Below are 26562 nucleotides of genomic sequence, written 5' to 3' on the forward strand. Positions count from 1 at the left end.
TTTATGTTAAAATATGGTCATAGCTACAAAACAGTTAACCCGATTAATATTAAACAGCTGAATCAAGGTTTTTTAACAGAAAGGGCGGATACAATGGAGGAAGAGGAAATACAACAGGAAATAAAAGAAATTAAAAAATTAAAGAAGAAACAATTGCTTTGGGGCAACCTCTTCATGCTGGTGATTTTCTTATTGCTTAGTTATTTATTGGGGAATGGAAAAATTCTATTTGTAACTTGGGCAATCCTCATCTCCCTCTTAATCCTGGCTATGCTCAGCTTATATTCCTTGATAACAGGAGCAATTGTCGGGACAAAGAATACAAGGCGCATTCAGGCATTCGATCGAAAGCGCTGGGGAGAGAAGAAATGGAAGTTCCTTAAAATAACCGAAATTGTTCTATACGCTGGATTGGGTATTGTCATAACCATTTTGATCTTTGACGCGGATCTCGACTCCTCCAATTGGAACTTAACCAGCTTTACCTTTCCGTTTTTTGGGGCCTGGCTCGGCTATAACTTAGGCGAAATTAGCAGAATTAAAAAATTGAAAGAGCAGGCGGCGAATGAGTAGATGCTCCTGTGCTGATTGATCAGCCGAACTGAATAACTGAAAAGATCCTCGGTTCTCGGACCGAGGATCTTTTCGTTTTTATGACTTCTCCGGCTCTTCTTTCCTATCTTTCCCACGGCAACTTCCCCCCACCCACAGCGTCCATTCTTAAAACCCCACTCCCAGGAGGCGCTGTGTGATGAAAACGTTTTGGCTGTTCGGCTATCGGCAAGCGCTGTGCTGCATTTTTCCCGTCATTATTTTCGCGGCACTGGCTTTATCGAAATACATCGAGATTCCTTATCTGCCCCGTTATGATTTTATTTTGCTTGTGTGCATACTCGCGCAGGTGTTCATGCTCACATCCAAACTGGAAACGTGGGATGAGTTCAAAGTGATTTTGGTGTTCCACGCAATCGGGCTCGGCCTCGAATTGTTCAAGGTCCATATGGGCTCGTGGGCGTATCCCGAAGACGCCTATAGCAAGTTGTTCGGCGTGCCGCTCTATAGCGGATTCATGTACGCCAGTGTCGCGAGCTATATTTGCCAGGCGTGGCGGCGTTTCGACTTGCAGATGTATGGATGGCCAAAGCCTTTCTACAGCATCGCCATCAGCGTCTTGATCTACGCGAATTTTTTCACGCATCATTTCACCTACGACATCCGCTGGGGGCTCAAGCTATTATTGGTGCTGATTTTCTTCCGCACAATCGTGACGTTTCGTATCGATGAGAAAACCTTCAAGATGCCACTGATCTTGTCGTTTCTGTTGATCGGCTTCTTCATCTGGATCGCAGAAAACATTACGACTTTCCTCGGCGCCTGGCAATACCCGAACCAAGAAGCAGCCTGGTCGCTCGTCCATATCGGCAAAATCAGCTCGTGGTTTTTGCTCGTCATTATCTCGGTCATCATCGTCGCCCAGCTGAAGCGGGTGAAAAGCGCCTTGAAACAACCTGCAAGAACAAGTGCAATGTCACAGAAAGAAAGTTGATTACCCCTATCGTCAGTCTCTGATAGAAAGTTTGGCGTTCCACGCAAAGAACTTTTGACATTCCCCAATAAATGGAGTAAATTATCATATGGACGAACAATAACATTCGTTCTATCGAATAATATTCGTGTTTAGGGGTGTAATTAATGGAAAATGTATTTGATTACGAAGATATCCAACTAGTTCCTGCAAAAGCAGTGGTAAATAGCCGTTCAGAATGTGATACATCCATAGAGTTTGGCGGGCGCACGTTTAAATTACCGGTCGTGCCGGCCAATATGCAGACAATCGTCGATGAAAAGATCGCCAAATTCCTGGCAGAAAATAATTACTTCTATATTATGCATCGCTTCGAACCGGAAAAACGCTTGGCGTTCGCGAAAGACATGCAAGAGCGCGGGCTGTATGCCTCGATCAGCGTAGGAGTCAAACCGGAAGAATACGATTTCGTCCAAGCATTGGTGGAAGCTGGAATCACACCGGAATACATTACAATCGATGTGGCGCATGGCCATTCGAATTCTGTCATCGACATGATCGGTCACATCAAGAAATCGTTGCCAGGAAGCTTTGTCATCGCCGGAAATGTCGGGACACCCGAAGCCGTGCGCGAGCTTGAAAATGCAGGCGCGGACGCGACGAAAGTGGGCATCGGGCCAGGCAAAGTGTGCATCACCAAGATCAAGACTGGCTTCGGTACAGGTGGCTGGCAGTTGGCTGCACTTCGTTTGTGCGCGAAAGCTGCGAGTAAACCAATCATCGCTGACGGCGGCATCCGCACGCACGGCGATATCGCGAAATCGGTGCGTTTCGGCGCTTCGATGGTGATGATCGGCTCGTTGTTCGCAGGTCACGAAGAATCCCCTGGACAAACCGTCGAACAGGACGGCAAGCTCCTGAAGGAATACTTCGGTTCAGCGTCCGAGTTCCAAAAAGGCGAAAAGAAAAACGTCGAGGGCAAGAAAATGTTTGTGGAGTTCAAAGGCTCGATGAAAGATACTTTGGTCGAAATGGAACAGGATCTGCAGTCGGCCATTTCCTATGCGGGCGGCAACCACTTGCTCGCCATCCGCCAAGTAGATTATGTCATCGTCAAGAATTCAATCTTTAATGGGGATAAAGTGTATTGATAGATAAATAAAGCCATAAGAAAAGCAGCCGTCGCATCGGCTGCTTTTTTCTTTGTTTCCGGAAACTTCAATTTATCGACTGCTTTCCTAGAGTAGCTTGATTCTTTTCATCACTTTTTTCTTAAGAAAGATTTTCCTCCACGACCACTTGCCCATTTCGGTCCAATAGCGGAGTGATTCCGCTTCCGCCTCCGACCCATGACTGGAGATAGTTCACACCGGTCTCGCGGTCAACTAACACGACGTATCGGCCGAGTGAGGGGACATTCTCTGAGGACTTGATGTAAAATCGCTGTTGTTCTTCATCATTTTTTCCGAACATCTGGTTTCCTCCTAAGTATTATCGACATCTGTGGCTCATTCCAGTGTGCCAAACACGGTTTAGTAATGTCCACTATTTAACAGTTTGCTTAAGTGCCGTCAAAGCCTATCCTGAGTCAAAAAACCAGCCACTGCGGCTGGTTTTTTCTTTTACCCATTATTCAATTCCTCGTTCATTTTGCGCGCCTGGTTTTTGAAGTAGAGATAGAAAGCGGTCCAGAACAAGATATAGAAGAACACGAAGACCGCGATCATCAAGAGCATGCTCGAAACGGTGAACGGAAACCACCCGATGCCGACAGCGAGCACGAAGTACAGCACGATGATGGTGACAAAATGGGCGGCCGTTTGTTTCGCGAGCGACCATTTGTCATTTTCAAAATACAAGGTGCTTGCCGTGAAGAACCAGCCGCACAGCATGCTGCCGATCGAGTTGCGCAAGAATAAGCCGCTGTCCAAGGTTTCCTGCCCGCTCAAGACGACGGCGTTGGTCATGAGGACGCTGAGAAAAGCCCCGAAGAAGATGCCCAGTATGCTTCTGATAAAAAAGGTTTTCATTTTTCTTTCCTCCTATTCATTTTCAAGGATTCCTTGATGGCGTTGACGTAATTGCGGGAGACGTATTCCTTCTTGCCTGATTTGAAGTAGACGCATAAGGTGCCGTTGAACGACGCTTCAAAGCGGCTCATTTCATCGAGATTGGCGATGACCGATTTCGACAGCCGGATAAATTGGCTTGGCGGCAATAGTTCTTCCAGTTCGTACAGTTTTTCCTTTAGGCGGAACTCGCCTGTTGCGGTAACGGCTGAGACCGCTTCGTCGGTGGTGTGGAAATAATGGATGTCAGCGGGCTTCAGGATGTGCCGCATATCGCCTAGCTGACCGACGAGAAAACGCGTATCCTGCCCTTTGATGAAATTGATGATGTTTTTGATCGACTCGTCCATTTCCTTGCATTCAATGATGATTTTCGTTTCTTCATGCTTGCTGTCGATGTCTACAGATACTTTCACTTGCCCTCACCTCTTCTTCCGAATTTACGGTGTGCTGCGTGTGCATGAGATTGCCCATTTGCAGGTCCACTCTCTTATATAAACTGCTTCGTTGTTATAGCCTTAGCTTATGCGAAATCTCGCGTCCTGTCCCCGCTTTTTCGGCAACAAGCAGAAAACACCCAGCAAGGTGCAGAAATACAGCAGTAAACAGCAATAGACAGACCAGCTGTATGTCCAGCTGGCCTGCCTATTATTGCTTCAAATCCTTTAACCATTAGCTAGTGGAACTTCTTGATAGCTTGTCTAATCGATTCGATTGATTATCGTTATCCCAAATAAAAATAACGGAAGCGAAGGGTTCTTCGCTTCCGTTATGGGTTATCCTGCAAAATGACACGCTGCAAAATGATTTTCCCGGTGTTCGATAAACTCAGGCTTGTCGACTTTGCACACGTCCTGTGCAATCGGGCAGCGCGTGTGGAACGGACAGCCTGTCGGCGGATTTGCCGGATTGGGCATTTCACCGACCAAGCGGACGCGTTCTTTTTTCGCTTTGACAGTCGGCCTTGGAATCGCTGACAACAACGCTTGCGTGTACGGGTGCAACGGGTTTTTGAAGATGCTCGAGACATCGCCCATTTCCACCGTGTTCCCTAAGTACATGACCAGGACGCGGTCGCAGAAATAGCGGACCACCCCAAGATCGTGCGAGATGAACAAATAGGACAAATCGTATTTATCCTGCAAGGTTTTTAACAGCTTCAGCACTTGTGCCTGAACCGATACGTCCAACGCCGATACCGCTTCGTCGCAGATGATGAACTGCGGGTTGAGCGCGATGGCTCTCGCGATGCCGATGCGCTGGCGCTGCCCGCCGCTGAATTCGTGGGGGTAGCGGTCGTAATGCTCAGCTTTCAAGCCCACTTCTGTCAGTAAATCCATGACAGCGGTTTTGCGCTCCTGTGCCGGCATATCGGTATGCATGCGGAACACTTCATCGAGTGCATGCCCTACGCGCTGGCGCGGATTCAGTGAAGCGTAAGGATCCTGGAAAATCATCTGCATTTCCTTGACGAATTTCTTTTTTTCTTTCTTTTTCAGGTCCTGAATTTCCTGTTGGTCGAACTGGATTTTGCCGTCGGTCAGGTCTTCCAGACCGAGGATCGTACGCCCGAGGGTGGACTTTCCGCAGCCAGATTCCCCGACGACGCCGAGGCTTTCGCCTTTATACAATTTCAACGACACCGATTCCACCGCTTTGACGTTCCCGGTGACTCGCTTCAATACGCCGCTTTTGATCGGAAAGTATTTCTTCACATTATGAAGTTCCAACAGGATTTCAGGTTTTGGCGGCAAGGTCTCTGCTGTGTTCATCTAGTTCCACCCCCTTTTTCTCGGCATACCAGCAACTGGCAAAGTGGCCCTCTGACACCGTGATTTCCGGAGGCACTTCCGCTCTGCACTTATCCGTCGCGAACGGACAGCGCGGATGGAAGCGGCATCCTGAAATCTGTTCATCCAATCCTGGCATATTGCCAGGGATCGGCTCGAGTTCGAAATCCGGGTCGTCCACGTTTGGCACCGAATTCAATAGTCCGCGTGTATACGGGTGCTGCGGATTCTCGAAAATCTCTTCGACCGGCCCTTCTTCGATTTTCTTTCCTGCGTACATGACCATGACGCGATCGGCGACTTCAGCGACAACGCCCATGTCATGGGTGATCATCATGACGCCCATATCAAAATCCTTTTTCAAGTCATTGATCAAATCCAAAATCTGCGCCTGGATCGTGACATCGAGCGCCGTCGTCGGTTCATCCGCAATCAACAGGCTTGGGTTGCAGGCGAGCGACATCGCGATCATGACGCGCTGGCGCATGCCGCCGCTCAGTTCATGTGGGTATTGGTTGAGCCGTTTTTCGGGATTCGGGATGCCCACTTGCCTCAATAATTCGATGCCTTGCTGAGATGCATCTTTTTTCGAAATGCCTTTATGCAGCATCAACGGCTCGCGCAATTGATAGCCGATCGTCAATACCGGATTCAGCGCCGTCATCGGTTCCTGGAAAATCATCGACATCCGGTTGCCGCGAAGTTTGCGCATTTGGTCTGCCGACAGCTGTTGAAGCGGTTCGTTGTCCAACAGGATTTCGCCGCTTTCGATTTCCCCATTAGAAGGAAGCAAGCGCATGACGGATAACGAAGTGATGCTTTTTCCGCATCCGGATTCCCCGACGATGCACAGCGTTTCTCCTTTATGGACATGAAATGAAACGTCTTTGACGGCTTGCACGGTCCCTCCGGAAGTGCGGAACGATGTCACCAAATTTTTCACTTCAAGCAATGCGTGTGTCATATTTCCCCTACTCTCTCGTTACGTTATACAAGCTCCATTGTCCGTTCGGGTCCATTTCCAAGCCTTGGATGGATTCATCCGTAGCCGATGTGACCACGCCGTGATACATGACGATGGCCGCATCTTCAGCGAGCATCAATTGGTTCGCTTCGTTTAAAATTTCACGGCGTTCATCTTGATCGACGCTTGTGCGGGATGCTTCGACCAATTCGTCGAATTCCGGATTGTTGTATTGAGCACGGTTGGAAGCGCCGATATTATCTGAATGGAAGTTCGGATAGAGCATTTCAGAACCATCACCCGTGACATTCGACCAGCTCAGGAAGGTCAGGTCGTAGTCGCCGCTGCGTGCTGTATCCAGGAAAGTTGCCCATTCCATCGTTTCGATTTCAACGTTGAATCCAGCTTCCGTCAATTGGGACTGGACGATTTCCGCCATCAAGATGAAGTTGTCGCGGTTGGCGGACAACAATTTGATCGGCTCGTCGCCATATCCGTTTTCTTCCACCAATTGCTTCGCCAGTTCAGGGTCGTAATCTGTTCCTGCATCGTCCGCTGATTCATCGTAGCCGAATACTTGCGGCCCGAGGATGCTGTCGCTTCTGACACCCAAATCGTTCAAGTTGTCAACGAATGCATCACGATCGATGGCACTCGCGACGGCTTTACGGAAGTCCGGGTCTTGGTTGCGCTCTCTTGAATGGTTGAACGTCAAATAATAAACCGGTGTCCCGTCTTGTTTCGTCACTTCTACATTGTCGATCGATTCAATACGTGAAATCTGTTCTGTTGGCAATGCATCGAGGAAATTGACTTCGCCTGTCTGCAGCATGGAGATCGCCGTTGACGTTTCAGGGACTACTTTGAAGACGACGCGGTCCAATTCCGGTGCACCGTTCCAGTAGTCTTCGTTTTTCTCAAGAACGACTTGGTCGCCAATCGACCAGCTCGTGAATTTGAATGGGCCTGTGCCGACTGGTTCTTGCATCAAATCTTGTGCTTGGTCAGCAGTTGGGCTGACGATTGCCGCATTCGAGTGGGACAAAGCAGCCAATAGCGGGCCGTACGGATATTTTGTTTTGATTTCCACAGTATTTTCATCCACTACGGTAATTTCATCAATTGGCTCCAACAAGGAAGCACGCGGCGCAGCCGTTTCCGGGTCGCGCAGCTTATCGAATGTGTACTTTACGGCTTCTGCGTTGAACGGCGTGCCGTCTTGGAACTCAATGCCTTCTTTCAAGGTAATAACCCATGTTAGATCGTCCGGTGTTTCGTAGGATTCTGCGAGCATCGGCTCGATTTCCATCGTTTCGGGATTTCTGACGAATAGTTTTTCATATACTTGTTCTGTGACACTTGAAGACACCGAGTCATTGGTCATAATTGGCGAAAGCCCTACCGCATCAGTCGTGGACGCATAGATGATTTCCTGGTCGACATCACTTGATCCGCCTGATGAATCGCCGCCTGTTCCTTCTGCGCCTTCCGGGATGGTGCTTTCTGAACAAGCGCTTAACACCAGGATGCCGAAGAACGCCAGTAGTACGAGCCAGTATTTTTTCATAAATGATTCCCCCTATTTTTTATTCTTGTAGATCCATGTTCGGATCGAGTGCATCGCGTAATCCGTCACCGAGTACATTAAAAGCAAAAACTGTCAGCATGATCGCAATGCCGGGCACGATGGTCAAATGAGGCGCTGACCACATAAAATCCTGCCCCTGCGAAATCATGGCGCCCCATTCCGGTGTTGGAGGCTGTGCGCCAAGTCCTAAATAACTAAGTGCTGCCGTGGAAAGAATGGCTGTAGCCATGCGCATCGTCGCAAACACGATGATGGGTGCCGAAGCGTTCGGCAAAATGTGGCGGATCATGATACGCAGATCCGATGCCCCCATCGAGCGCATCGCCATGATGTATTCTTTCTCTTTAATGGAAAGAACCGAGCCGCGGACGATGCGTGCACAAGTCGGGATCGACCAGATGCTGATGGCAATCGCGACATTCACAAGGCTTGTGCCAAGGATCGCAATGATCAGCATCGCCAGTAAGATTCCCGGGAAGGAAAACAGCAAATCGACGAATCGCATGATGATCGCATCCAGCTTGCGGTAATAGCCAGCTAAGAGTCCGAGGATCGTTCCGCCGATCAATCCGAGCGAGACGGCGGTGATGCCGACCACAAGCGAGATCCGGGCGCCGAAGACAATCCGGCTCCACACGTCGCGTCCGTAATTATCGGTCCCGAGCCAATGCCCTTCACTGAACACCGGCAGTTCGCGGTTCACCAAGTTTTGGGCGGCCGGGTCATAGGCGGTCATGAATGGCGCAAACACCGCTAAGATGATTTGCAAGATGACGATGATCAAACCGACAATCGCCAATTTATTCTTGAACAAGCGCCTCATGGTGGTGACAATGTATTTTTCGCGCTTTTTCTCTTTTGTTTTTACTGACTCGACATTTGCCATGAGCCTCCTCCTTTCTTAGTCATATTTAATTCTCGGGTCGATATAGGTGTAGATGATGTCGACCAGCAAATTGACGAGTACGAACAAAGTCGCGACCAACAGAACCGAGCCTTGTACCATCGGGAAGTCGCGGGCTGCAATGGCATCGATCATCAGCCGCCCGACGCCGTTGATGGCGAATACTTTTTCGGTGATGATCGTTCCGCCGAGCAAGAAGCCGAAGTTCAATCCGATGATGGTGATGATCGGGATCATGGCGTTTTTCAATGTGTGGATCCAAATGACGTTCTTTTCTTTCACGCCTTTGGCACGTGCTGTTCTGACGTAATCGGCGCGGATGACTTCAAGCATTGAAGATCTCGCCATGCGCGCAATCATCGCAGCCGACCCTGTCCCTAAAGTAATCGCTGGCAGGATTAATTCCTTGATGCCATCGAGTGTGTACCAAGGGCTCGACATGCCTCCTACCGGCAGCCATTGGAGATTGACCGCAAACACAAGGATCAATAACGCCCCGAGCCAGAAGTTCGGGATGGAGATGCCCGCCAGTGCGAACGTGGTCGCTGAAACGTCCAGCCAGGAATTTTGCCTCAAGGCCGAGATAAGGCCCGTGATGATTCCGATAATCACGGCGACGATCATGCTGGCGACAGCCAATTTCAATGTATTGGGAAAGCGCACCATGATCGCGTCTGCTACGGGCTGCGTCGTCTGATACGAATAACCGAAATCGCCTTGGACGGCATTCCCTACATAACGAAAGTACTGCGTCAGAAACGGGTCGTTCAATCCGAGATTTTCTTCGATCGCCTCAATATCAGAAGCAGTGGCTGTCGGTCCGCCAATGACAGCAGCCGGATTCCCGGGCGCTATATGCATGGACGAAAAGACAAGAAACGATATGCCGAACAATAAAAACACCAATTGCAATGTTCGCTGAATAATTAGTGAAACCAAATCCACACCTCCTAGACATTAGTAAAGCATTTATCCTTTTTTGATTAACAAAAGAATAAATATTGATGTTCTACAGTATAAAGTAATCGAATATTAAATTCTATATGAATTTTCAATTAATACATAAAAAATAGTTATTTTGGTTCTTTAAGCACTAAAAACTAAATTTTTAGTTACTCAATGTCGTATTATTTGTAATTTCTTATCCATTTTGTTCGTCAATTGGAAAATCACGACATTTCATTACGGGACACAAAATAAAAACCAGCACCCTAAAAAAAATAAACTGCTCCACGCTCGTCGAATTTCTACTAGACGAGGGCGATGCAGAATAAATGGGGTGCTGGTTTTTAAATTTTTCGAAGCTATTACAGTTTAAGCCCGTTTCTGCTTTTGAATCTTCGCAGCAGAATATGGCTTTCGACTCGGGTGATGCCTTCGAGTGCATACAATTCTTCGTTGATGAACTTTTCCAGATCGATAAAATCGTCCACCAAAACGTGCATGTGCAAGGTGGAAGGTCCTGTCATCTGATAGCAACTGGCGACTTGCGGGTTGTCTGCCAAGGCTTGCGCCACTTCGACGAGTGATCCCGGCTCGCAATCCACTTCAAAGAACCCGGAAACTTTCTTGCCTACCTTTTCGCTGTTGATGACGACGGTAAACTTCTCGATGACGCCTTCCTCGATCAGGTTTTGAACCCGCTCCCGGACGGCGACACGCGACAGATTCAATTCTTTCCCGATATCCACATATGAAGTGCGGCCATTCACCGTCAACAACTCTAGAATTTTTTTATCGGTATTATCCAACTTCATGTTTTACACCTCTGATTCGTATAGAATGACTTCATTATATCCATTCTCCGCAAGTTTTAAAATGTGCGTTTTGTTTCGGAACAGGTATTTGGGACATAGCTGTCTTCTCAATCCACAACTACTGCCTGAAAGAAGGCTTCCGCCTCTAAGCTTTGCGGATTTTCCTTATGATACCACACGTCAAATATCCCCTATTACTTTGGGCGCGAGGATACGTCAGATCGACTGCTTCAAGAAAGCAGCTTTTTCTCCAACACGATTTTCAACTGTCCGCGCTGATCGACTTCCGTCTTTAAGACGTCAAACTCTGTCTGAATGTTCAGCAGCAGCATGCCGCGCCACTTGTTCATCGTCTTGGTGCGTACGATTTCGTAGCCCAAATTCTTTAGGTCTGCGTGCTGCCTGCTCATCAGTTCAGAGGCGATTCCAAGTTTCCGGAAGTCTGGATGCACGCCCCCGAGCCAACTATAGAAAATTCGATCGTCCAGCCCGTAGCCAATCTTATAGCCCGCGACTTGATTGTCTACTAAAGCCACATAGATCAACACATGTTCCTGGCTATTGAGTTTCTCCAGCCAATAGCCTGGCCCGTCAAAAATCTCCCGGTGCAGTGTGATGATCTCTTCCGTTATATGCTTGGGCGGTTCGGCAATGAATTTGTGATAGCTGATGTTCATAAGCTTGCCTCTTTCTTTTTGAAATCATTATATAAGCTCCACTGCTGTATTCCTAAGAACTAAAAACGATGAATACTAAGCTTAATTTGGAGTTCTACCCCTAACAATCTTTAAAATTTCAGCAACTCCCATCGCGATTAAACCGTTTAGTATGGCAAATACTGAATATAAAATGGATTGACCGCTCTCTCCATCCGATGCAATGGATGTGATGACGGTAAGAACTCCCGCAAGCATCATCAATAAACCGAATATGTATAACATTAAAACTAGTTTCATATAGTCTCCCTTCTTCTCTGTTTAAAAATATAAAATTAGCAGACGATTCATGCTCTACTGGTCGCCATCGCTCAGTTCAATTGACCTAAACATTTGAGCGTAAAGTGCTTTTATATTTTCTTCTGTTTCTCCTTCGTCGCTTAAAGCGTATCTTGCAATAGATTGTTCATTATTTGACCTCTGCAAGAAACTCGTTGCGTAGTAATCTTTCTCCGCCTCACCGAATGCTAGCCCCAAATCAGGCAAAGGACCTTTGCCTTTATTCGATCCAAAAAAGAAAAACGGGATATGCACTCCCATATAGACTGAAGTGTATTCACTTTCCGCAGCTTCCGCAAGATGCTCCTTCATGATGAACACCGCATCGTATTTCCACAAAGTAGTTTCTTCAAAGTCATCGAAAGAGATTTCAATGAACTCAATTTGTTGTTCTTCCACATCCGGCGCCTCTCCCACTACTGCGATGCTCAAATCTCTTCCCTCGTACGGCTCGAGCTCAGTCTGCGCGGCACAACCAGTGAGCAGAATGATAAATAAAATTGCAATACCGAACTTTTGGATGTTCTTCATCTCAGTCCCCCATTTTCTATTATCGCCCAGGAAAAGCAAGCCAATAGGCAAGCGGCACCAACAAAAGGATAAAGATTCCGTTGCTGATCCATACATGCTTTTTCGGAATGCCCCACTTTTTTTCGAGCGCTCGAATATGCAAAGAGAATAATGAGTATCCGATGAATCCAAGCAGGAAACTGAGTCGGTCCTGGTGAATCGAGAGCGCCCGAATGAGGCCTAGCCCAACCAACAGCAAGCCCGCTTGACATAACGCTATATTGAAATACTGTACTTTCTTTTCTTCTGTCATCTTTCCGCTCCTTTCAAAAAGCATGAGACTTAAGTTAAAAAGTTAAAGACGTCGAAATAGATTACTAAGGTGACTGCCGATATCCAAATCGCCATCTCGCTGAGTGTCAAAATCGCCTGTTTCGGCTGGTCGGAATGCTTCCACTGGAAATAGGCTCTGACGAAGGCATCTGTTGTCATCCAAGCAATGAATAAGAAAAGGTAGAATATTACTGGAAACTCTTGGTAGAGCACCAACGAAAAGGCGATTAAGCTTGCCAACATCCACCCCCACCTCACCCATTGCTCGATCTTACGATGCTGCTCGTTAATGTAATCATAAGAAAAGAAATCTTTCTTTTCTTTTTCGATCTGCAATAGTTTCCTCAGAACGAAATTTACTATGGTGACGAGTACAACAATCCCTAGAATAACCAATCCGATTTCCAGCCACATGAGCGCACTTCCTTTTTCAAGAGTTATCGTCGATAAAAAATAATTCCCGCTAACTTGAATGCACCTTTTATCAACGCCTGTGTGCAACAAATAAATCGACTTTATTTGTTTAGCGTTTGATTGCCATGAAAAACATTTAAAATGAACTCTTTTTCTGGAACGTTCAATTGTTCATATCCCAAGAGGAAATCTTGATTATCGTAAGAAGCTTGCTTTAATGCGACATTGATCTCTTTGCCTGTTAACTCAACGAGGGTATATCTAGCAGACGGCTTGTCATAACAACCAAGCGACCCCGGATTCAAGTAAGTTCGTTGTGCAGAAGAAAAATGATGCACTGGATGAGGATGGCCGAAACAAACCAAATCGAACGGCGATTCTTCATAAAGCTGGTCCAGCTTTTCAACCGTCGGCTCAGCATCAATCGGAAGAAATCGCTGCTCGGCGTCCATATGATAATGAGTAAACAATATCTTGTGTCCTTCATGCTCTGCCACTATTTCTTTCGGAATGGCTTTCAATTTAGGCAGCAGGCGTTGATCGAATCGTTTTGCCAACCATTCGTGATGAAGTTTTTCGCCGCCTTGGCTTTCCCCACCTTCCCCCTCCAAAATCGCAATCAATTCTTCTTCGTGGTTCCCGCTAACAAACGAAATGTCTTTTCTGGAAAACAAAATTCGCAGCACTTCGTTGGTCTCATACCCTATTCCGACCATATCTCCTATACAGTAGATGTGCTCCACTTCAGGATGTTGATCGATTTCTGCCAATGCTGAAAGTAGAGCTCGGCTATTTCCGTGGACATCCGCAATCACTGCGATTGTTGTACTCATGGAAGTCACCCCTCTTCGAATTCTCGAATTGTTTCATCACTAAATTACAGATAAAACCAATTCCAGTTCCCACCAATATGGTATATTGTGTAAAATAAGAGATTTTTCAATGGTACTTTTCGTATTTACGATAAAAAATTAGATCTAAACTGGAGGAAAATTATGTCTAAAAAGTTGATTGGCATTATGCTATCGACGTTCGTGCTTATTGGAATGTTCTTTACCTTAAGTGTCTTTTATCCCTACCAAGAACAAGCGAGCTCTGGGTTTCCTATACCCAAAAGCGCGGTGTTGATCAAGAACACCGATTCAGTTGCCGTCTATGATTGGCCAAAAGCTTCAGAAGAAAACGGAATTCCTTATTTCTATAAATTAGCCATTCTATCGAAAGGGTGGACTTTAGCTGAACAAGAAGGCGCATCCCAGTATTATGAAAAAGATGGCAGCCGAGTGGATTTGATCACTCAAACTGACCTCTTGACCTTACGCTTGGAAGAATAATTGAATAGCTTTTAGACTTCTGTCTTCTCATTCTACTCCTGATGTTTTCGCCTTCGACGCTAATTTCCCGAGCAAGTCTTGCTTTTGGATAAACAAGATGACCAGCGCTTGAATGGACATGGCGATAATCACGAGGATAATATGCGAAGTTTGGTAGAAAATGTGAGCCAGCACGAAGAAAATCGGTGCTGTGGCCAAGTAGGAAATATACTGATTTTTAGTTGCGATATAGACAATGGTCGCTAAGCAGCTCGTGATGAAAAACAATTCGAATAATAGCCCTATATAATTAAAAAAGCCAATCGAGTAAGCAAATTCGTCCCAAAATGTCATTTCTTTTCCTCCTTTATTCAAATTTAAAGTCTTTCCATTGATGGTAACATTTATTGGAAAAATTGTTATTAATAATACCAAAAAATCTTCATACAAAAAACCCCACTGTTTGCCAGCGAGGTTCGTTTACGTATGTATTAAAAGCGTTTCATCTTCTCCTGAGACATCGCTGCTTTCATTCGCGGGTAGTTGGCAATCGTGCCGCCGTCGATGCGCAAGTCGATGCCGGTAATATAGGAAGCCGAATCACTCAACAGGAATTCGATCGCGGAGGCGATTTCTTCCGGTTCCGCTGTCCGGCGCAGCGGCGTGTGGTCGAGCATGATTTGAATTTCTCCCGATGCGTCCGGCACACTCATCATGCCAGGCGATACCGAATTGAGCCGCGCGCCTTTTTGGCCCCACGCCCAGGCCTGATCTTCGACGATCAAGTGGACGGCGAGCTTTGACATGCTGTTGGCCGCCCCCGCATCTCCTTGCGTGAACTGGTCGAGCGTTTCAACCAGGTTGGCTGCGAGCTGTTGTTTCAAGGCGTCCATATACTGGCCATTTTGCGGCACCATATAGGCGGTCATCGAGGACACCATGACGGCAGACGTCGTTTCATTCGCCAGCGGCAAAAATGCTTCGAGCACGTGGCTCATGCCGATGACGTTATCCGCCATCCTGCGCTTGGAATCGCTTGCGTTCGATAAGCCCGCTGCGTGGACGAGCCCTCTCAAACTTCCGAGTTCCGACGCTTTTTCAGCTAACGCTCCGACCGCTCGTTTCGATGTCAGGTCGGACGTCTCGCAGTGGACGTCAGTCATGCCTTTTTGGAAAAGCTGTTGCTTTACTTGTTCGAGGCATTTTTCGCATGAATCCACCAACAGCAGCGTGCCTTTTGGGCCAATGTGCTGTGCCAGTGCAATGGCCAGATCTTCTGAACCGCCTGTAATCACATAAACGTCCTTCATCATGAGCAATTCCCCCTGTTATCTACTATAATTAGCGTAAGCGTAATTTCCGTAAATAACACGAGACATTTACTACAATATTGTCTAATGGAGTGACATAAATGATAACAGCGAAACAAACTATCACTGAAACTTTCATCCACTTGCTTGCTGAACAGGATTTCGAGGCCGTATCGGTCAAGGACATCGTCGCCTATGCCGGCATTTCACGCTCGACGTTCTACCTGCATTTCACCGATAAATACGAATTGATGGAGGCGGTGCGCAGCCAATTGAATGGGCGGCTCCTCCAAATCTACGCCGAGCCGTCGGATGCAGAGACCATCAACTTGAAAATCTGCCGACACATCTTCCGCTACCGCTCGTTCTACCGCCAGGAATTTTCCGATGCCGGTCGCATTCATGAACTGACAAGCCGCTTTGCCAGCCAGCTCGAGCATGTCTTTGGCGACGAGGATCTCGCCGTCTTCGCAGGCTGGGGCACGATCGGCTATTTGGCGTCCTGGGTCAAGGGCGGATTTGCCATGGCGCCGCAGGAAGCGTCGGACAAGCTGATGAAAATCATTTTCGCCGATTGGACGGCGAATTTAGCGGATGCCCGGGAACGGAGCAGTTAAATTTTTTTCGCGGCGACGACAAACTTGTAAGCTGATCCACAAAACGAAAGGACTGGTAGGATGAATTTGTATCGAACCTTAGTCTTCGGAGCTTTAGCGCTTGTCACGCTTTGGCTCATCACTGATTTCTTTCCAGCTACATTGGAGGCACTCGGTGTAAGCTCTTGGCTCATCTTGGCTGCACTCGCTTGCCTCGTCATTGCCATATTCGTTACGCCGAATGGTGACGGCCCACCGCCTGAAAGAGGAAAGTATTCTAAATTGACCTTTAGCGCTATCGGATTGGGTTATCCAATTTTGCTGATGGCGCTGCTCACCTTGCTTGGCGGTGAATCGAGCACAGGTTACTCGCTTACAAGTACGCCTCTGTGGGTAACGTTGATCGTATTTTTATGGTTGAGCTATTCCGATGACAAAAAAGCATACAAGAAAAAAATGCAAGAATCCAGAGAATAGAGCGAAACCCTCCAGTACCGGAGGGTTTTTTTGTGTCACTGAATCTTCACACGGGGTAAGGGATTCAGTTCAATTCCTTTTATCTCAAACTATTTTTGTTAGACTAAAAGGAAGGCGAATATTTGCCAGCTAGGAGAGGATTTTTACGATGAAAACCTATTGGCTCATTATTGCTGTATTATTGCTGAACTTGTCTCTGTTATTGATCAACGATTATTTCCCAGGTACTCTCGCTGAGCTCGGCATTCCAACGTGGATCTTGTTTGTGGTTATCGTCTTAATGGCCATATTCAGCTGGGCAACCGTCAAGCCGCGACGCGAGAAAAAGCGCTATATGATCATCTTTCCCGCATTGATGGTCGGCGTCCCGCTATTGGTAATCACTGTCTTGACAGCGCTCGGCGGAGAATCCCAGAACAGCATTTCGCTGACAAGCCCAGTCTTATGGATCGGTGCTGCGGCGGCGTTGTGGATTTCCTGGATCGAGTATACGCGGGCATCCGAGAAAAAAGCAGAGAAAGCGTAAAGTTTCGCATGAAAAAAGGCTCTTCCACTTGGGAGAGCCTTTTTTCATGCATTTTTTTCGTCAGGTATTGGCATTATTCATTCGCCGAACCGTTCTTCTGTGAAAGCAGCGACCACACTGGTAGCGGCGAGACTGCCTTGCCCGGCTGCGATGATCAATTGCGCCGGCCCCATGGAAATATCGCCGCAGGCAAAGACGCCTTCGACATTGGTGCGCTGCATCGGGTCAGTCTCGACTCCGCCGCGTTCATTGATATAACAGCCCAAATCTTTCGCGATGGAGGTGGACTGATGCCACTCGGCTGTGACAAACCCGCCGGAACGTTCGATCGTCGTGCCGTCTTCGAATGTGATGGCGCGCAGCTTGCCGTTTTCACCGTCCAATGAGCGAATCGGTTCTTCGTAGACGAGGACGCCGTGGTGTTCAAGCGTTTTCTGTTCACTCGGCGTGATGTGTTTCTTGCCATTGGTCGCGATGATCAAATTATTCGTCCAGTTGGAGACTACTTTTGCGAGATGGCCCGCTGCTTCATTTTCCGAAATGATGACCAGCGGCTCGCTGCGCATTTCATAGCCGTCGCAGAACGGGCAACTGAACAGGCTCGTGCCGTAAAACTCTTGCACGCGCGGAATGTCCGGCAAAGTTTCCGTAAATCCGGTTGCTAGAATTACTTTTCTCGCATGGAAGACTTCCCCGCCTTCCGTTTCGATGCGGAAAGATTTCGGTTCTTTCGTGACTGCAGCGACGCGGCTAGTATCGATTTGAACATCCGGATAATGCGTGAGTTCTTGTTGCGCCAATAGCTTTAGTTCCTGTGGATTGATGCCGTCACGCGTCAAAAATCCGTGCGATTCATGCGTCACGCGGTTTCTCGGCTGATTGTCGTCGAACATAATGGTCTTTTTTAATGAGCGGCCGAGCACGAGTGCTGCGTTGAGCCCCGCCGGCCCGCCGCCGATAATCGCACAATCGAGCAGTGTTTCATGGTTTGTAGATGAATCATTCATTTCCCATCGCCTCCTTGGTGTTGTCCTGCCTGTTCCGCAATATCCACTAACAGCTGTTCCTGGAGTTCTTGTTTCATGTTCGCTTCGGCATCCCGCATGACTTTCTCGATCAGGCAGCCTTCGTGGCGGTGAAGCGTGCAGTCGAATAAATGGCTCTCGCCTTCAATCGCCTGAATCACATCGAAGAACGAGATGTCTCGCTCGCCTCTCGCCAGCCGGTAGCCCCCTTTTGCACCAGGTGTCGATTCAATCAAGCCGGCTTTCGTCAGTTTCGTCAAGATTTTCGACAAATAAGTCGGCGATAACTGCTGGGCTTTCGCCAGTTCCTGCACGCCGATCGACGCATCCCTAGGCAAGCGGATCAGCTGCACCATCGTATGCAAGGCGTAGTTCGTGGCATTTGAATATTTCATCAGGCATCCTCCTCCACTTCTTTCACAGATATTAAAGACTCTCATTGTCTGTAATTAAAACTAATTTACCACTAGCAAATGTTTCGGTCAACAAGAAATGCCTGGCTTGTGTTATTTCCTGGGGAATGAAAAGTTTCAAAGAAAATGAAACCTGCGTCCATTAGTCTGGGTATAGTAATGACAAGAACCCACAAAAGGAGAGTTGTGCGATGAATGATACCAGTTTGAATATAATAGACCTTTTAGTAACCGTTTTAGTTTACGGCCTGCCGATTGTCATAATTCTTTTCATTATTTATGTACTGCGCAAAAAGAAAAAAGGCTGAGACTGAAATGCTTCCTATTTTACCGCAAACCGAGGTGAAAACATGAAATTACCAACAGGCATTAGCGGGTTTACTGACGCCACATTCGGCGAACTTCCGAAAACCGATTGCACACCATTTAAACAACTATGCTTTACCCTTTCTTTTCATCCATCGATCCAACTCATTTCATTTACTGAACCTGGGCCATCTGCCAATTATTACTGCGCAGAAATGAACGCAAGCGGTGATGCTGTCTTGATTCTTTTGAATGCTCATTTTCCTTATCTTGCTTTCGCTTCCGGCGGCCAAGGTGAAAGCTTTGATTTTATCGACTATGCCGACTGGTCGGAGGTTTTTTCCCCTTCTTATTACGTACTCTCCGCAACTGAACTGAACGTGCCGCTTGATAGCGAGCAGCTAAACGCGCTACAGTTAAACAAAGCCGAATGGAAACAAGCGGCTTATTGGAAACCGAAGACGACAGGCCAATTGATATTCAATCATTGGGACTGACAAAACGACAAGGAGTTTGGATATTATGGCTGCTTCACAAAACAATGATCCTGAAAAAAGCTTGAAAAACGTTATGACACTCTATGGCGCCGCCTTGTTCTTAGGGCTTGCGATCTCGATTTTCGCGCACCATCTCGAAGACGTCAGCGGCTTTTTGACCTTCCTCGTGCCGGCAGCGGTGCTGTACTTTTTTGTCTTGTTCGCTTATTTCAAAAAAGGCATGTTCCGAAAAATCGCATACGGCATCATGGCAATCATCGGCCTCATCAGCCTGTTTATGATCTTCTACTTGGAAATCACCGGCGGCCATTGATCGAGACTTCCCGGCAGCGAACGTTTATGACTGTGTTATAATTCGTTTAACGAATAAGCGAATATTCAAACGAAAGGAATGAACAGCATGAACGAAAAAGTCCTTTTTGTGCTATTGGACGAATACGCGGACTGGGAAGCAGCGTCTTTGGCGGCGGCATTGAACGAAGAACCGGAAGGCGACGGCCGCAGATTCGATGTGAAGACGGTGTCGCTGACGAAAGATCCGGTGAGATCAATTGGCGGCTTTACCGTCTTGCCGGATTACGGCATTGACGATGCCCCGGAAGAATTTGCCGGATTGATCTTGATCGGCGGCAATTCCTGGCGCAAAGATGGCAGCGAACGTGTCATGGAACTGGTCGATAAAGCAATCAGCCAGCAAGCCGTGCTCGGCGCCATTTGCGATGCCTCGGTGTTTCTCGGGAAAAACGGTTTGTTAAACGATGCGCCGCATACGAGCAATCATCTGGACGATTTGCAGGAAACTTCAGGCGACCGCTACACAAATGAATCGCGCTATCTCCAACAGCAAGCCGTCCGCAGCGGCCAGCTCATTACCGCCAACGGCTCCGCGTTCCTTGAATTCGGGAAAGAAGTGCTCGAAGCGCTGAACGCCGCACCGCAGCCAGAGATCGACGAATGGTACGGGTTTTTCAAGCAAGGCTATTATGATTACAGAAAATCACAACAATAGAACGCAAAAATCCCCTTGTTCCGATGTGGAACAAGGGGATTTTCTTTGCTTATTGGTGAGTGATTGAGTAGATCAAATGGTCAACCCACTCCCCGCCTTCATACAGAAAAGCTTCCCGCACACACTCGAATTTCATACCGGCACTTTCAGCCAGCCGGACGGAAGCCTCGTTATCAAGATTAATATGCGCTTCGATCCGGTGGAAACCAAGCTGGGTGAAGGCGATTTGCAATGCTTCTGTGACCGCTTCTTTTCCGAAGCCTTGATTCCAATATTGGTTATGGATAGTGTAGCCGAGCCGTCCCCATTGAAACTCCTGGCGCGCCAATGTCGAAAAATCGACCATGCCGATGTGACGCCCGTCTTCTTTTCGGAATACGGCGAATACATGGGCCGTGTCGCTATGCGCCAGTTGCCGGTGCTTTTCCACGAGCTCCTGAAACCAGTGTTCCGTGCAAGCACTCATATCCAGTCTGCCCGGATTGTAGACATGCTTTGAGGGTGAACGGCCGTTGAAGCCTGCCAGCCATTCGGCATAATCCGCTCGTTCCAGTGGGCGAACAATTAAGTGTTTTGTTTCTGATCTTGCTTCGAACTTTTCAGTTTCTGCCACTGTATTCTCCCCTTGAATGCTCTATCATCTGATTGACATTTCCAGTTTATCACAGCCGCTTGCCAAGAACTTTCAGAAATTCCCTATTTCGCCTGCAAACGCTGGATGACTTGCTGCACTGTCGAAAACGTCAACAGGTTTTGGTCGTCGTCTTTGATGTTGACGATTTCCATGGCGGTTTTGGGGCTGATGCCGGAAATATACAATTTACTGCCCATCAATCTCAGCACATCTTGGATCATCAGGAGGTTAGTATAGAGGAAATTCTTCTCCCATAACACACCCGTAACATCGATGATGATGTGGCGTGTGCGCGTGTCGCGAACGAAATGGCTCAATTTGGAGGTCAGGACGTCAAAACGCAAATTGTTCATTTTCCCGACCAAGGCCACCGCCCCGATATTGTCGTCAATCGGCAAAATCGGCAGCATCTGCTCGTTGATCTCCTGCTCTTTTTCGTTCAATTCCATTTGTTGTTCGACTTCTTGGGTGATGTCCGTCTGAGTGCCGATGAAATACAAATGGCCGTCCATGGTGACAGGCTCGATGTTCAGGCGGTTCCAAAACGTCGTGCCGTCTTTGCGGTAATTCTCCAGCGTCACGGTGATTTTCTCGCGCTTTTCGATTGCCTGCCGGACTTTTCCGATGGTGAAACGGTCGGTGTTGTCGCCTTGCAAAAAGCGGCAGTTGTTTCCGATAATCTCGTGTTCTGTATAACCTGTCAGTTGTGCGAAGGTTTCATTATAGTAGATGATTGGATTGTCTTGCTGTTCGGGGTCTGTAACGACAGCCGCTACTTGGCTGCCATTCAGCATGGCTTCTAGCAATTCGCTTTTGATTTCTGTTTTTAAGTGGTTCATGTTCAATCTCTCCGATCTATAAGGGTTGGTTTCTGTCACGGGCAAAGTCGACATTGCTTGAGTTGGATCGGAGATGGATCAGGGTTCGATTTCTTTCAGCGCTGCGGCCAGCCGCAAGGCAAAATTCCGCGGCGGCTCCAGCGATTCCATCGTGATTTCAACCAGGTTCTGATTCGTGTGGATGCACTGGCGGAATGCAATCGGCAGCGGAATCGGGAATTTGCGCAAGGTGTCTTCAAAAGCCAGCATCTCTTCCGGCAAGATGTATACGCGGGCTTTGTTGACAGCGGCCCCGTCTTGCTGGAAATGCTCAAAGCTGATTTCCATATCCAGTTTGAAAATGAAAAAACTGGAGCCGAGGAAAATTTCCAGTTTCTTTGTTTTCGTGAAATGAAATTTTCCTTCACGGTATTCGCAATGTGCTTTTAAGGTTCTTTTGACTTCATCAGCAATCAATAACTCTTCGTTCACTTATACCGTCCTTTCGTCCTGTTCCGCGGCTCCAAGTATTTTCTATAATGTCCTATACCCGAAATTATTGCTTTTTTCCCATACAATGAAATTTTTTTCTAAGACTTTTGCACATGCCTTTTTAACAATTTTAGCTAAGTAGGACTTTGGTGCGTTTTCAGGAGGGATTTTTAATAAACGAACTGCAGTTAATGATGATGCCCTGAACTTCCCGCATCCGGTGCAGGGCCTTCTTTCAGACTGTCGAGTTCACTTTCTGACAGCTCGCCGACAATGAATTGGTATTGGGGATTGCTGATGGCATCTCCGCTCCCGGCATGCACTTCAAGAAAATGAAGCCCATCGCTCCTGAAGTTGGCTTCCATTTCATAAACGCCGCCTCCCAACTCTTGTGCTTCTTTCATCGGATACGGAATCGAGCCGTCCTGTTTAACGACTTCAAAATGAACGAAATTCGCTTCGTCCACCGGTTTTCCGTTTTGCGTTAACTTTGCTTGAAAACGCACCGTTTCACCGGGAGCGATTTCTTCCGGCACTTCCGCTGCGATCTGCAACGGCGCTTCTTGCTTATACAAATCCGCCGCGTCGTCGCGCACGGCACAAGCGCTTAACAGCAAAATGGCGGCAGCCGCCACAAGCGGCCCATAAAATTTCTTCATTTCCGTTCCTCCTTTCATGCGTTCAGCCATTTCTTCACTGCCGGCAGCCGCTGGATCACCAGTTTATCGAACAGCCAAACGATGACCATCGACAATCCCGCAAGCGGGAACAACAAACCGAGCACAATCATCAATAACAAAAAGGATTTTGTCTTGAACAACGGCGGGGCTTTTGGTGCGCCCATGCCTTTTTTCGGCTTGCGCTTCCACCACAGATAGACGCCACTCACGGCCACAAAGACAATGCCGAGGCAGATGAACAGGCTGATCAATTGATTGAGCAGGCCGAATTGCGAGCCTTTATGCAGCGTGATGCCCCACGCGACGACTTTGCCGATGACGCCGTAATTGTCGTAGCGGTAATCGGCCAGCACCGCGCCGGAATATTGGTCGATGTGCATCGTTGCCTCGTCCTGCGCTTTTGGCGGGAACACGGACAGCGTATAGACGCCTTCAGGTTCTTGCGGGATGAACACCGAGTAGGACGGATGAATGCCTTCTTGATCGGCAATCTCAACTACTTTATCGAGCGGCAGCGGGACCAGCCCCTGCACCGATGACAGCGGCACGTCCAAAGTCTCTGCCGCCCATGACACTTCTGCAATGTCCTGTGTTTCGACGTCCGATTTCGGCGCGTCGCCGATCCAGACAGACGGCGGATAGCCTTCTCCGGTATTGGTCACCATCGCCTGGAAATTAGTTCCCCAAAAGCCTGACCACGGAAGCCCGGTCATGATCAAAAACAATAACCCGGCAGACAGCCAAAATGCCGGCACTGCGTGGAGGTCTCTTCTGCGAATTTTCGGTCCTTGGCGAAGGCGCGGGAACAATACCCCGCCCGCTCCGTTCATCTTTTTCGGAAACCATAGGAACAATCCAGTAACGATGAGCACGACCGCCCAGCTCGCGGCCAGTTCAACGATGCGGTCGCCGAGTGTCCCGGCCATCAGCTCGCCGTGGATTTCTTCGATTTTGTCCATGATGCGGTCGTCGTTGTTCAATTCACCGAGCGATTCGCCGGTGTACGGATCGATGAATACTGTCATCGACATGCCATCCGCTTCGACCGTCACTTCACTCGAACGTGATTCGGTCTCACCTGGGCGATAAGCTGTAACAATGCCTGCCGGATACAGGCGATTTACTTCTGAGAGCTGCTCCGAAACCGCGACACGCTCTTCTTGCGCTTGTACTTCGTAATAGTCCGCGTACAGCACATTCTCAATTTCCGCTTTGAATAAATACACCGAACCGGTGATCGCAAGCAGCACCAAGAGCGGCGCGAACAAAACGCCCGCGTACAGGTGCCAGCGCCAGACAGATTTATAAAACTGCCCGCCTTTTGCTTGTTTCGTTTTTTCAGCTACCGGATTCTCTCTTTTTCCGTTCTCCATCTGTTCCGCCTCTTTCTTATGTATCCTGTTTTATGTATTCTTCGACTCTATTCAGTAAACGTCTAAAATTCGTTTTTAGATTAAAGCCCGGCAAAAATTATGGAATGCCGCCCCAATAAGAAGAGGGATGCGCCATCGTTCAGCGCATCCCTTTCTTCAGTGCTTCGTCCATTACCCACGATTCATACAATGACGTGCCCGTTATTCTGCTTTAACCGTATTATATACCGAATCGCTGCGACTTTTCCTCTCCCAGCCATTTCAGGAGTCCGGTTCCTCTTCCTGCCCTTTTCGTCCGATCCAATAAATTACGCCTAACAGCAAGATAAAGTTTGACACCGCGACAGCCAAATTGGCCGCCAAATCCGGAACAAAGGTTTTCAGGTCAAAGAAGATGTGCCCCCATGTAATAAGGGCTGACAGTATAATCGCGACTAAAAATGTGCGCTTCATTCTACCCCTCCCCGCTTGTTTTCTATAGTGCCTTTTGTACTTTTCTTTTCTTCAAATACGTATAAAGGGCGTGGATGCCGACCGCCAAAAGAACGCTTGCCGCTGCCGCATGATAACCCGATTTAATTGTTTGGCTAAGAGACGAAGCGCTGACTGCGGACGAGCCCAGTACACTTGCTAGGACTATGACGAGAATGATTCGGTCTTTCATATATGACCCTCCCCGATTGGAATTAAATAATTATGCATATGAATGCAAGCCTGAAATGACTAAATTAACGAAGACTTGATTAAAAATAATGGTGCCGAAGCCGATAATTGCAAGCCACGCCGTCTTTTCGCCCGTCCACTCTTTGCCGATCCGCAGGTGAAGAAATGCAGCATAGAAGAGGAAGGTAATGAGCGCCCAGACTTCTTTCGGGTCCCATCCCCAAAACCGGCTCCACGCAATTTGCGCCCAAATCATGGCGAAAAACAAGCCACCCAGCGCAAATAACGGAAAACCGATAACGACCGATCGATAGGAAATCTCATCCATCAAAGTTAAATCAACTTTGTTCGTGAAAGGCTGAAGCAATTGCGAAATTTTCTTGCGCGCAATCAGGCGAATCACTAAATACAAGATTGAACCGACAACAAAGGACCACAGTACCGAATTGAGCTTGGCTGTCTCAACGTTATTGGGAATCTCTACAAGCCCCGCATAGTGAGAGGCCGGTTCATAATTCTCGGCAGTCCCAGAAACGGCTTGCGCCTCATCCGGCACCACAATGGCTGGCAGGGCATACTCATACACCTGGCTCTGGCCTTCTTGATTTTCAAATTGATAACTGGCGCTGTAGCCGGCAATTCCAAACGCGGATGTCACGAGAATGAAGCCCACAACCACCACTAAGAAATACAGTACTAATTCCAAAAAGAATGCACTTTTGCTCTTGTTCGATGTATCTACCTTCTTCAACAAATAGATCAGTCCTGTTACAAACGATACCGATAGCACAGCACTTGCGGTAGCCACCGTAATGACATGGATCGTGAGCCAGTGGCTTTGAAGCGCCGGAATTAGCGGCGATACTTCATTGGCGAACATGCTGGCATAGGCAATAATCAATATCGCAACCGGCAGCAAGAACAAGCCGACGACCGGCTGGCGGTAAATATAGAAAAACCCTAAAAAGCTCCCAATCAGCATAATGCCGAAGAATGTCAGAAATTCATTTAAATTGCTGACCGGCGCATGGCCTGCTGCTACCCAGCGCAAAATAAAATAACCAAGCTGCGCGGCAAACCCGACAATCGTTAAGCCCATCGCAATTTTCACACCCGACTGCTTTTTCGATTTTACAGCTACTCCAAATGGGATGATGGCGATTAAAAATACAATAAATGAGAAGAACAAGAATGAACTGCTTAACGAAACCAACGCTTCTGTAGACATATAGATATTCCTCCAAATCGAATAATATCGTTCGAATATTTATTCCAATAATACCATTTTTTTCAACCTGCATAAGCGACTATTATGTGTCTATTGCTCCTCAGCATTTTTAGTGAGCAAACCAAAACTTGCTGAAAGACCTTTAATGCGTAGTTCAAGTTTCTTTTCCAAAACTACTGATATCCAGACGCGAAGACATGATATAGTCAAAAGGTCCGATGCAAAAGCCGGATATCCATTACGAGTTTAGGAGGCGTTCATTATGACAAACACAACTATCTTCATTATCCATGACTGCAAGGGGATAGCGCCGAATTGACCTGGCTCGTTCGCGTTCCCCGAAATTCGAAAGG

General features: G+C 47.7%; 37 protein-coding genes. 10 read left to right on the top strand and 27 right to left on the bottom strand.

The window, feature by feature from the left end; all coding sequences use genetic code 11:
* Positions 1 to 93 precede the first annotated feature (93 nt).
* From G3255_RS15705 to guaC, 3 genes are all read left to right on the top strand, one after another.
* Positions 94 to 573, top strand: a complete 480-nt coding sequence (locus G3255_RS15705) for a hypothetical protein (protein WP_211655331.1) — start codon at positions 94 to 96, stop codon at positions 571 to 573.
* Between the two features lie 178 nt (positions 574 to 751).
* Entirely contained in the window at positions 752 to 1546 is a 795-nt protein-coding gene (locus G3255_RS15710) for a DUF817 domain-containing protein (protein WP_211655960.1), read from the top strand.
* 146 nt (positions 1547 to 1692) lie between these two features.
* On the top strand, positions 1693 to 2676 hold the full coding sequence (guaC, locus tag G3255_RS15715) for a GMP reductase (protein ID WP_211655332.1): 984 nt from the start codon (positions 1693 to 1695) through the stop codon (positions 2674 to 2676).
* Between the two features lie 121 nt (positions 2677 to 2797).
* Here guaC and G3255_RS15720 read toward each other — a convergent pair whose 3' ends face one another.
* From G3255_RS15720 to G3255_RS15790, 15 genes are all read right to left on the bottom strand, one after another.
* A complete protein-coding gene (locus G3255_RS15720; RefSeq protein ID WP_211656038.1) occupies positions 2798 to 2998 on the bottom strand; it encodes a DUF6440 family protein in 201 nt (66 codons plus the stop codon).
* Between the two features lie 149 nt (positions 2999 to 3147).
* The gene (locus G3255_RS15725) at positions 3148 to 3555 is read right to left on the bottom strand and encodes a DUF3021 domain-containing protein (protein WP_211655333.1); all 408 of its coding nucleotides are present in this window, start codon (positions 3553 to 3555) and stop codon (positions 3148 to 3150) included.
* Entirely contained in the window at positions 3552 to 4010 is a 459-nt protein-coding gene (locus tag G3255_RS15730; protein ID WP_211655334.1) for a LytTR family DNA-binding domain-containing protein, read from the bottom strand. Before G3255_RS15730 ends, G3255_RS15725 begins: the two co-directional genes overlap by 4 nt.
* Positions 4011 to 4370: 360 nt before the next feature.
* Positions 4371 to 5366, bottom strand: coding sequence for an ABC transporter ATP-binding protein (locus G3255_RS15735; protein WP_211655335.1), 996 nt, complete (start codon positions 5364 to 5366; stop codon positions 4371 to 4373).
* Complete coding sequence (locus G3255_RS15740; RefSeq protein ID WP_211655336.1) at positions 5332 to 6348, bottom strand: ABC transporter ATP-binding protein; 1017 nt, start codon at positions 6346 to 6348, stop codon at positions 5332 to 5334. The genes G3255_RS15735 and G3255_RS15740 overlap by 35 nt, the downstream gene beginning before the upstream one ends.
* Before the next feature lie 7 nt (positions 6349 to 6355).
* Complete coding sequence (locus tag G3255_RS15745; protein ID WP_211655337.1) at positions 6356 to 7915, bottom strand: glutathione ABC transporter substrate-binding protein; 1560 nt, start codon at positions 7913 to 7915, stop codon at positions 6356 to 6358.
* Between the two features lie 19 nt (positions 7916 to 7934).
* Positions 7935 to 8822, bottom strand: a complete 888-nt coding sequence (locus G3255_RS15750) for an ABC transporter permease (RefSeq protein ID WP_211655338.1) — start codon at positions 8820 to 8822, stop codon at positions 7935 to 7937.
* A 15-nt stretch (positions 8823 to 8837) separates the two neighbouring features.
* The gene (gene nikB, locus G3255_RS15755) at positions 8838 to 9779 is read right to left on the bottom strand and encodes a nickel ABC transporter permease (protein ID WP_211655339.1); all 942 of its coding nucleotides are present in this window, start codon (positions 9777 to 9779) and stop codon (positions 8838 to 8840) included.
* Positions 9780 to 10147: 368 nt separating this feature from the next.
* Positions 10148 to 10597, bottom strand: a complete 450-nt coding sequence (locus tag G3255_RS15760) for an Lrp/AsnC family transcriptional regulator (protein ID WP_211655340.1) — start codon at positions 10595 to 10597, stop codon at positions 10148 to 10150.
* Positions 10598 to 10827: 230 nt separating this feature from the next.
* Positions 10828 to 11274, bottom strand: a complete 447-nt coding sequence (locus tag G3255_RS15765) for a GNAT family N-acetyltransferase (RefSeq protein WP_211655341.1) — start codon at positions 11272 to 11274, stop codon at positions 10828 to 10830.
* 81 nt (positions 11275 to 11355) lie between these two features.
* Entirely contained in the window at positions 11356 to 11553 is a 198-nt protein-coding gene (locus G3255_RS15770) for a hypothetical protein (protein WP_101191844.1), read from the bottom strand.
* A 54-nt stretch (positions 11554 to 11607) separates the two neighbouring features.
* Positions 11608 to 12123, bottom strand: coding sequence for a hypothetical protein (locus G3255_RS15775; RefSeq protein ID WP_211655342.1), 516 nt, complete (start codon positions 12121 to 12123; stop codon positions 11608 to 11610).
* 19 nt (positions 12124 to 12142) lie between these two features.
* Positions 12143 to 12415, bottom strand: a complete 273-nt coding sequence (locus G3255_RS15780; protein ID WP_211655343.1) for a hypothetical protein — start codon at positions 12413 to 12415, stop codon at positions 12143 to 12145.
* Between the two features lie 29 nt (positions 12416 to 12444).
* Entirely contained in the window at positions 12445 to 12849 is a 405-nt protein-coding gene (locus G3255_RS15785; RefSeq protein ID WP_211655344.1) for a DUF4181 domain-containing protein, read from the bottom strand.
* A gap of 101 nt (positions 12850 to 12950) precedes the next feature.
* The gene (locus tag G3255_RS15790; protein WP_211655345.1) at positions 12951 to 13682 is read right to left on the bottom strand and encodes a metallophosphoesterase family protein; all 732 of its coding nucleotides are present in this window, start codon (positions 13680 to 13682) and stop codon (positions 12951 to 12953) included.
* Positions 13683 to 13844: 162 nt separating this feature from the next.
* Between G3255_RS15790 and G3255_RS15795 the strand changes: the two genes are divergently transcribed.
* Positions 13845 to 14183 carry a hypothetical protein gene (locus tag G3255_RS15795; protein ID WP_211655346.1) on the top strand — a complete coding sequence of 113 codons (339 nt, stop codon included), beginning with the start codon at positions 13845 to 13847 and terminating at the stop codon, positions 14181 to 14183.
* Between the two features lie 27 nt (positions 14184 to 14210).
* Here G3255_RS15795 and G3255_RS15800 read toward each other — a convergent pair whose 3' ends face one another.
* Both G3255_RS15800 and G3255_RS15805 read right to left on the bottom strand, forming a co-directional pair.
* On the bottom strand, positions 14211 to 14516 hold the full coding sequence (locus G3255_RS15800; RefSeq protein ID WP_211655347.1) for a hypothetical protein: 306 nt from the start codon (positions 14514 to 14516) through the stop codon (positions 14211 to 14213).
* A 137-nt stretch (positions 14517 to 14653) separates the two neighbouring features.
* Positions 14654 to 15475, bottom strand: a complete 822-nt coding sequence (locus tag G3255_RS15805; protein ID WP_211655348.1) for an SDR family oxidoreductase — start codon at positions 15473 to 15475, stop codon at positions 14654 to 14656.
* A 98-nt stretch (positions 15476 to 15573) separates the two neighbouring features.
* Between G3255_RS15805 and G3255_RS15810 the strand changes: the two genes are divergently transcribed.
* The 3 genes from G3255_RS15810 to G3255_RS15820 all read left to right on the top strand — a co-directional run bounded on the left by G3255_RS15810 (position 15574) and on the right by G3255_RS15820 (position 17071).
* Positions 15574 to 16089: a TetR/AcrR family transcriptional regulator gene (locus G3255_RS15810; RefSeq protein WP_211655349.1), complete on the top strand. Its 516-nt coding sequence runs from the start codon at positions 15574 to 15576 to the stop codon at positions 16087 to 16089.
* Positions 16090 to 16149: 60 nt separating this feature from the next.
* Positions 16150 to 16545 (top strand): hypothetical protein, encoded by a 396-nt coding sequence (locus G3255_RS15815; protein WP_211655350.1) that lies wholly within the window; start codon positions 16150 to 16152, stop codon positions 16543 to 16545.
* A 148-nt stretch (positions 16546 to 16693) separates the two neighbouring features.
* Positions 16694 to 17071 (top strand): hypothetical protein, encoded by a 378-nt coding sequence (locus G3255_RS15820; RefSeq protein ID WP_211655351.1) that lies wholly within the window; start codon positions 16694 to 16696, stop codon positions 17069 to 17071.
* Positions 17072 to 17148: 77 nt separating this feature from the next.
* On the opposite strand, the gene G3255_RS15825 is transcribed toward G3255_RS15820, so the two are convergent.
* On the bottom strand, positions 17149 to 18078 hold the full coding sequence (locus tag G3255_RS15825; protein ID WP_211655352.1) for an NAD(P)/FAD-dependent oxidoreductase: 930 nt from the start codon (positions 18076 to 18078) through the stop codon (positions 17149 to 17151).
* On the bottom strand, positions 18075 to 18491 hold the full coding sequence (locus G3255_RS15830) for an Rrf2 family transcriptional regulator (protein WP_121298950.1): 417 nt from the start codon (positions 18489 to 18491) through the stop codon (positions 18075 to 18077). The genes G3255_RS15825 and G3255_RS15830 overlap by 4 nt, the downstream gene beginning before the upstream one ends.
* Positions 18492 to 18859: 368 nt before the next feature.
* Here G3255_RS15830 and G3255_RS15835 point away from each other — a divergent pair, with 368 nt between their 5' ends.
* From G3255_RS15835 to G3255_RS15845, 3 genes are all read left to right on the top strand, one after another.
* Positions 18860 to 19312 carry a hypothetical protein gene (locus G3255_RS15835; RefSeq protein WP_211655353.1) on the top strand — a complete coding sequence of 151 codons (453 nt, stop codon included), beginning with the start codon at positions 18860 to 18862 and terminating at the stop codon, positions 19310 to 19312.
* A 25-nt stretch (positions 19313 to 19337) separates the two neighbouring features.
* Positions 19338 to 19625, top strand: a complete 288-nt coding sequence (locus G3255_RS15840) for a hypothetical protein (protein WP_211655354.1) — start codon at positions 19338 to 19340, stop codon at positions 19623 to 19625.
* A gap of 87 nt (positions 19626 to 19712) precedes the next feature.
* Positions 19713 to 20321: a type 1 glutamine amidotransferase family protein gene (locus G3255_RS15845; protein WP_211655355.1), complete on the top strand. Its 609-nt coding sequence runs from the start codon at positions 19713 to 19715 to the stop codon at positions 20319 to 20321.
* 49 nt (positions 20322 to 20370) lie between these two features.
* Here G3255_RS15845 and G3255_RS15850 read toward each other — a convergent pair whose 3' ends face one another.
* From G3255_RS15850 to ccsB, 8 genes are all read right to left on the bottom strand, one after another.
* Positions 20371 to 20934 carry a GNAT family N-acetyltransferase gene (locus tag G3255_RS15850; RefSeq protein ID WP_211655356.1) on the bottom strand — a complete coding sequence of 188 codons (564 nt, stop codon included), beginning with the start codon at positions 20932 to 20934 and terminating at the stop codon, positions 20371 to 20373.
* An 83-nt stretch (positions 20935 to 21017) separates the two neighbouring features.
* A complete protein-coding gene (ytvA, locus tag G3255_RS15855) occupies positions 21018 to 21794 on the bottom strand; it encodes a YtvA family blue-light photoreceptor (RefSeq protein ID WP_211655357.1) in 777 nt (258 codons plus the stop codon).
* A gap of 78 nt (positions 21795 to 21872) precedes the next feature.
* Positions 21873 to 22265 (bottom strand): hypothetical protein, encoded by a 393-nt coding sequence (locus G3255_RS15860; protein WP_211655358.1) that lies wholly within the window; start codon positions 22263 to 22265, stop codon positions 21873 to 21875.
* Between the two features lie 188 nt (positions 22266 to 22453).
* Positions 22454 to 22924 carry a FixH family protein gene (locus G3255_RS15865; protein WP_211655359.1) on the bottom strand — a complete coding sequence of 157 codons (471 nt, stop codon included), beginning with the start codon at positions 22922 to 22924 and terminating at the stop codon, positions 22454 to 22456.
* A 14-nt stretch (positions 22925 to 22938) separates the two neighbouring features.
* A complete protein-coding gene (locus G3255_RS15870; RefSeq protein ID WP_211655360.1) occupies positions 22939 to 24318 on the bottom strand; it encodes a PepSY-associated TM helix domain-containing protein in 1380 nt (459 codons plus the stop codon).
* Positions 24319 to 24579: 261 nt separating this feature from the next.
* The gene (locus G3255_RS15875) at positions 24580 to 24771 is read right to left on the bottom strand and encodes a hypothetical protein (RefSeq protein WP_211655361.1); all 192 of its coding nucleotides are present in this window, start codon (positions 24769 to 24771) and stop codon (positions 24580 to 24582) included.
* Positions 24772 to 24793: 22 nt separating this feature from the next.
* Positions 24794 to 24982: a hypothetical protein gene (locus G3255_RS15880; RefSeq protein WP_211655362.1), complete on the bottom strand. Its 189-nt coding sequence runs from the start codon at positions 24980 to 24982 to the stop codon at positions 24794 to 24796.
* 30 nt (positions 24983 to 25012) lie between these two features.
* Positions 25013 to 26209 (bottom strand): c-type cytochrome biogenesis protein CcsB, encoded by a 1197-nt coding sequence (gene ccsB / locus G3255_RS15885; RefSeq protein ID WP_283092924.1) that lies wholly within the window; start codon positions 26207 to 26209, stop codon positions 25013 to 25015.
* Positions 26210 to 26562 lie beyond the last annotated feature (353 nt).

The organism is Planococcus sp. MSAK28401 (genome assembly GCF_018283455.1).
GTDB lineage: Bacteria > Bacillota > Bacilli > Bacillales_A > Planococcaceae > Planococcus > Planococcus alpniumensis.

Bases quoted from the DNA above. Each gene is read 5' to 3' on its own strand.
- G3255_RS15825 (WP_211655352.1), bottom strand. From the start codon at position 18,078: ATGAATGATTCATCTACAAACCATGAAACACTGCTCGATTGTGCGATT.
- G3255_RS15870 (WP_211655360.1), bottom strand. From the start codon at position 24,318: ATGGAGAACGGAAAAAGAGAGAATCCGGTAGCTGAAAAAACGAAACAA.
- G3255_RS15840 (WP_211655354.1), top strand. From the start codon at position 19,338: ATGGCTGCTTCACAAAACAATGATCCTGAAAAAAGCTTGAAAAACGTT.
- ytvA (WP_211655357.1), bottom strand. From the start codon at position 21,794: ATGAACCACTTAAAAACAGAAATCAAAAGCGAATTGCTAGAAGCCATG.
- G3255_RS15835 (WP_211655353.1), top strand. From the start codon at position 18,860: ATGAAATTACCAACAGGCATTAGCGGGTTTACTGACGCCACATTCGGC.
- G3255_RS15750 (WP_211655338.1), bottom strand. From the start codon at position 8,822: ATGGCAAATGTCGAGTCAGTAAAAACAAAAGAGAAAAAGCGCGAAAAA.
- G3255_RS15740 (WP_211655336.1), bottom strand. From the start codon at position 6,348: ATGACACACGCATTGCTTGAAGTGAAAAATTTGGTGACATCGTTCCGC.
- G3255_RS15735 (WP_211655335.1), bottom strand. From the start codon at position 5,366: ATGAACACAGCAGAGACCTTGCCGCCAAAACCTGAAATCCTGTTGGAA.
- guaC (WP_211655332.1), top strand. From the start codon at position 1,693: ATGGAAAATGTATTTGATTACGAAGATATCCAACTAGTTCCTGCAAAA.
- G3255_RS15765 (WP_211655341.1), bottom strand. From the start codon at position 11,274: ATGAACATCAGCTATCACAAATTCATTGCCGAACCGCCCAAGCATATA.
- G3255_RS15790 (WP_211655345.1), bottom strand. From the start codon at position 13,682: ATGAGTACAACAATCGCAGTGATTGCGGATGTCCACGGAAATAGCCGA.
- G3255_RS15875 (WP_211655361.1), bottom strand. From the start codon at position 24,771: ATGAAGCGCACATTTTTAGTCGCGATTATACTGTCAGCCCTTATTACA.
- G3255_RS15845 (WP_211655355.1), top strand. From the start codon at position 19,713: ATGAACGAAAAAGTCCTTTTTGTGCTATTGGACGAATACGCGGACTGG.
- G3255_RS15720 (WP_211656038.1), bottom strand. From the start codon at position 2,998: ATGTTCGGAAAAAATGATGAAGAACAACAGCGATTTTACATCAAGTCC.
- G3255_RS15805 (WP_211655348.1), bottom strand. From the start codon at position 15,475: ATGATGAAGGACGTTTATGTGATTACAGGCGGTTCAGAAGATCTGGCC.
- G3255_RS15710 (WP_211655960.1), top strand. From the start codon at position 752: ATGAAAACGTTTTGGCTGTTCGGCTATCGGCAAGCGCTGTGCTGCATT.
- G3255_RS15775 (WP_211655342.1), bottom strand. From the start codon at position 12,123: ATGAAGAACATCCAAAAGTTCGGTATTGCAATTTTATTTATCATTCTG.
- G3255_RS15780 (WP_211655343.1), bottom strand. From the start codon at position 12,415: ATGACAGAAGAAAAGAAAGTACAGTATTTCAATATAGCGTTATGTCAA.
- G3255_RS15725 (WP_211655333.1), bottom strand. From the start codon at position 3,555: ATGAAAACCTTTTTTATCAGAAGCATACTGGGCATCTTCTTCGGGGCT.
- G3255_RS15785 (WP_211655344.1), bottom strand. From the start codon at position 12,849: ATGTGGCTGGAAATCGGATTGGTTATTCTAGGGATTGTTGTACTCGTC.
- G3255_RS15865 (WP_211655359.1), bottom strand. From the start codon at position 22,924: ATGAAGAAATTTTATGGGCCGCTTGTGGCGGCTGCCGCCATTTTGCTG.
- G3255_RS15810 (WP_211655349.1), top strand. From the start codon at position 15,574: ATGATAACAGCGAAACAAACTATCACTGAAACTTTCATCCACTTGCTT.
- G3255_RS15770 (WP_101191844.1), bottom strand. From the start codon at position 11,553: ATGAAACTAGTTTTAATGTTATACATATTCGGTTTATTGATGATGCTT.
- G3255_RS15800 (WP_211655347.1), bottom strand. From the start codon at position 14,516: ATGACATTTTGGGACGAATTTGCTTACTCGATTGGCTTTTTTAATTAT.
- ccsB (WP_283092924.1), bottom strand. From the start codon at position 26,209: ATGTCTACAGAAGCGTTGGTTTCGTTAAGCAGTTCATTCTTGTTCTTC.
- G3255_RS15795 (WP_211655346.1), top strand. From the start codon at position 13,845: ATGTCTAAAAAGTTGATTGGCATTATGCTATCGACGTTCGTGCTTATT.
- G3255_RS15830 (WP_121298950.1), bottom strand. From the start codon at position 18,491: ATGAAATATTCAAATGCCACGAACTACGCCTTGCATACGATGGTGCAG.
- G3255_RS15705 (WP_211655331.1), top strand. From the start codon at position 94: ATGGAGGAAGAGGAAATACAACAGGAAATAAAAGAAATTAAAAAATTA.
- G3255_RS15880 (WP_211655362.1), bottom strand. From the start codon at position 24,982: ATGAAAGACCGAATCATTCTCGTCATAGTCCTAGCAAGTGTACTGGGC.
- G3255_RS15820 (WP_211655351.1), top strand. From the start codon at position 16,694: ATGAAAACCTATTGGCTCATTATTGCTGTATTATTGCTGAACTTGTCT.
- G3255_RS15745 (WP_211655337.1), bottom strand. From the start codon at position 7,915: ATGAAAAAATACTGGCTCGTACTACTGGCGTTCTTCGGCATCCTGGTG.
- G3255_RS15760 (WP_211655340.1), bottom strand. From the start codon at position 10,597: ATGAAGTTGGATAATACCGATAAAAAAATTCTAGAGTTGTTGACGGTG.
- G3255_RS15815 (WP_211655350.1), top strand. From the start codon at position 16,150: ATGAATTTGTATCGAACCTTAGTCTTCGGAGCTTTAGCGCTTGTCACG.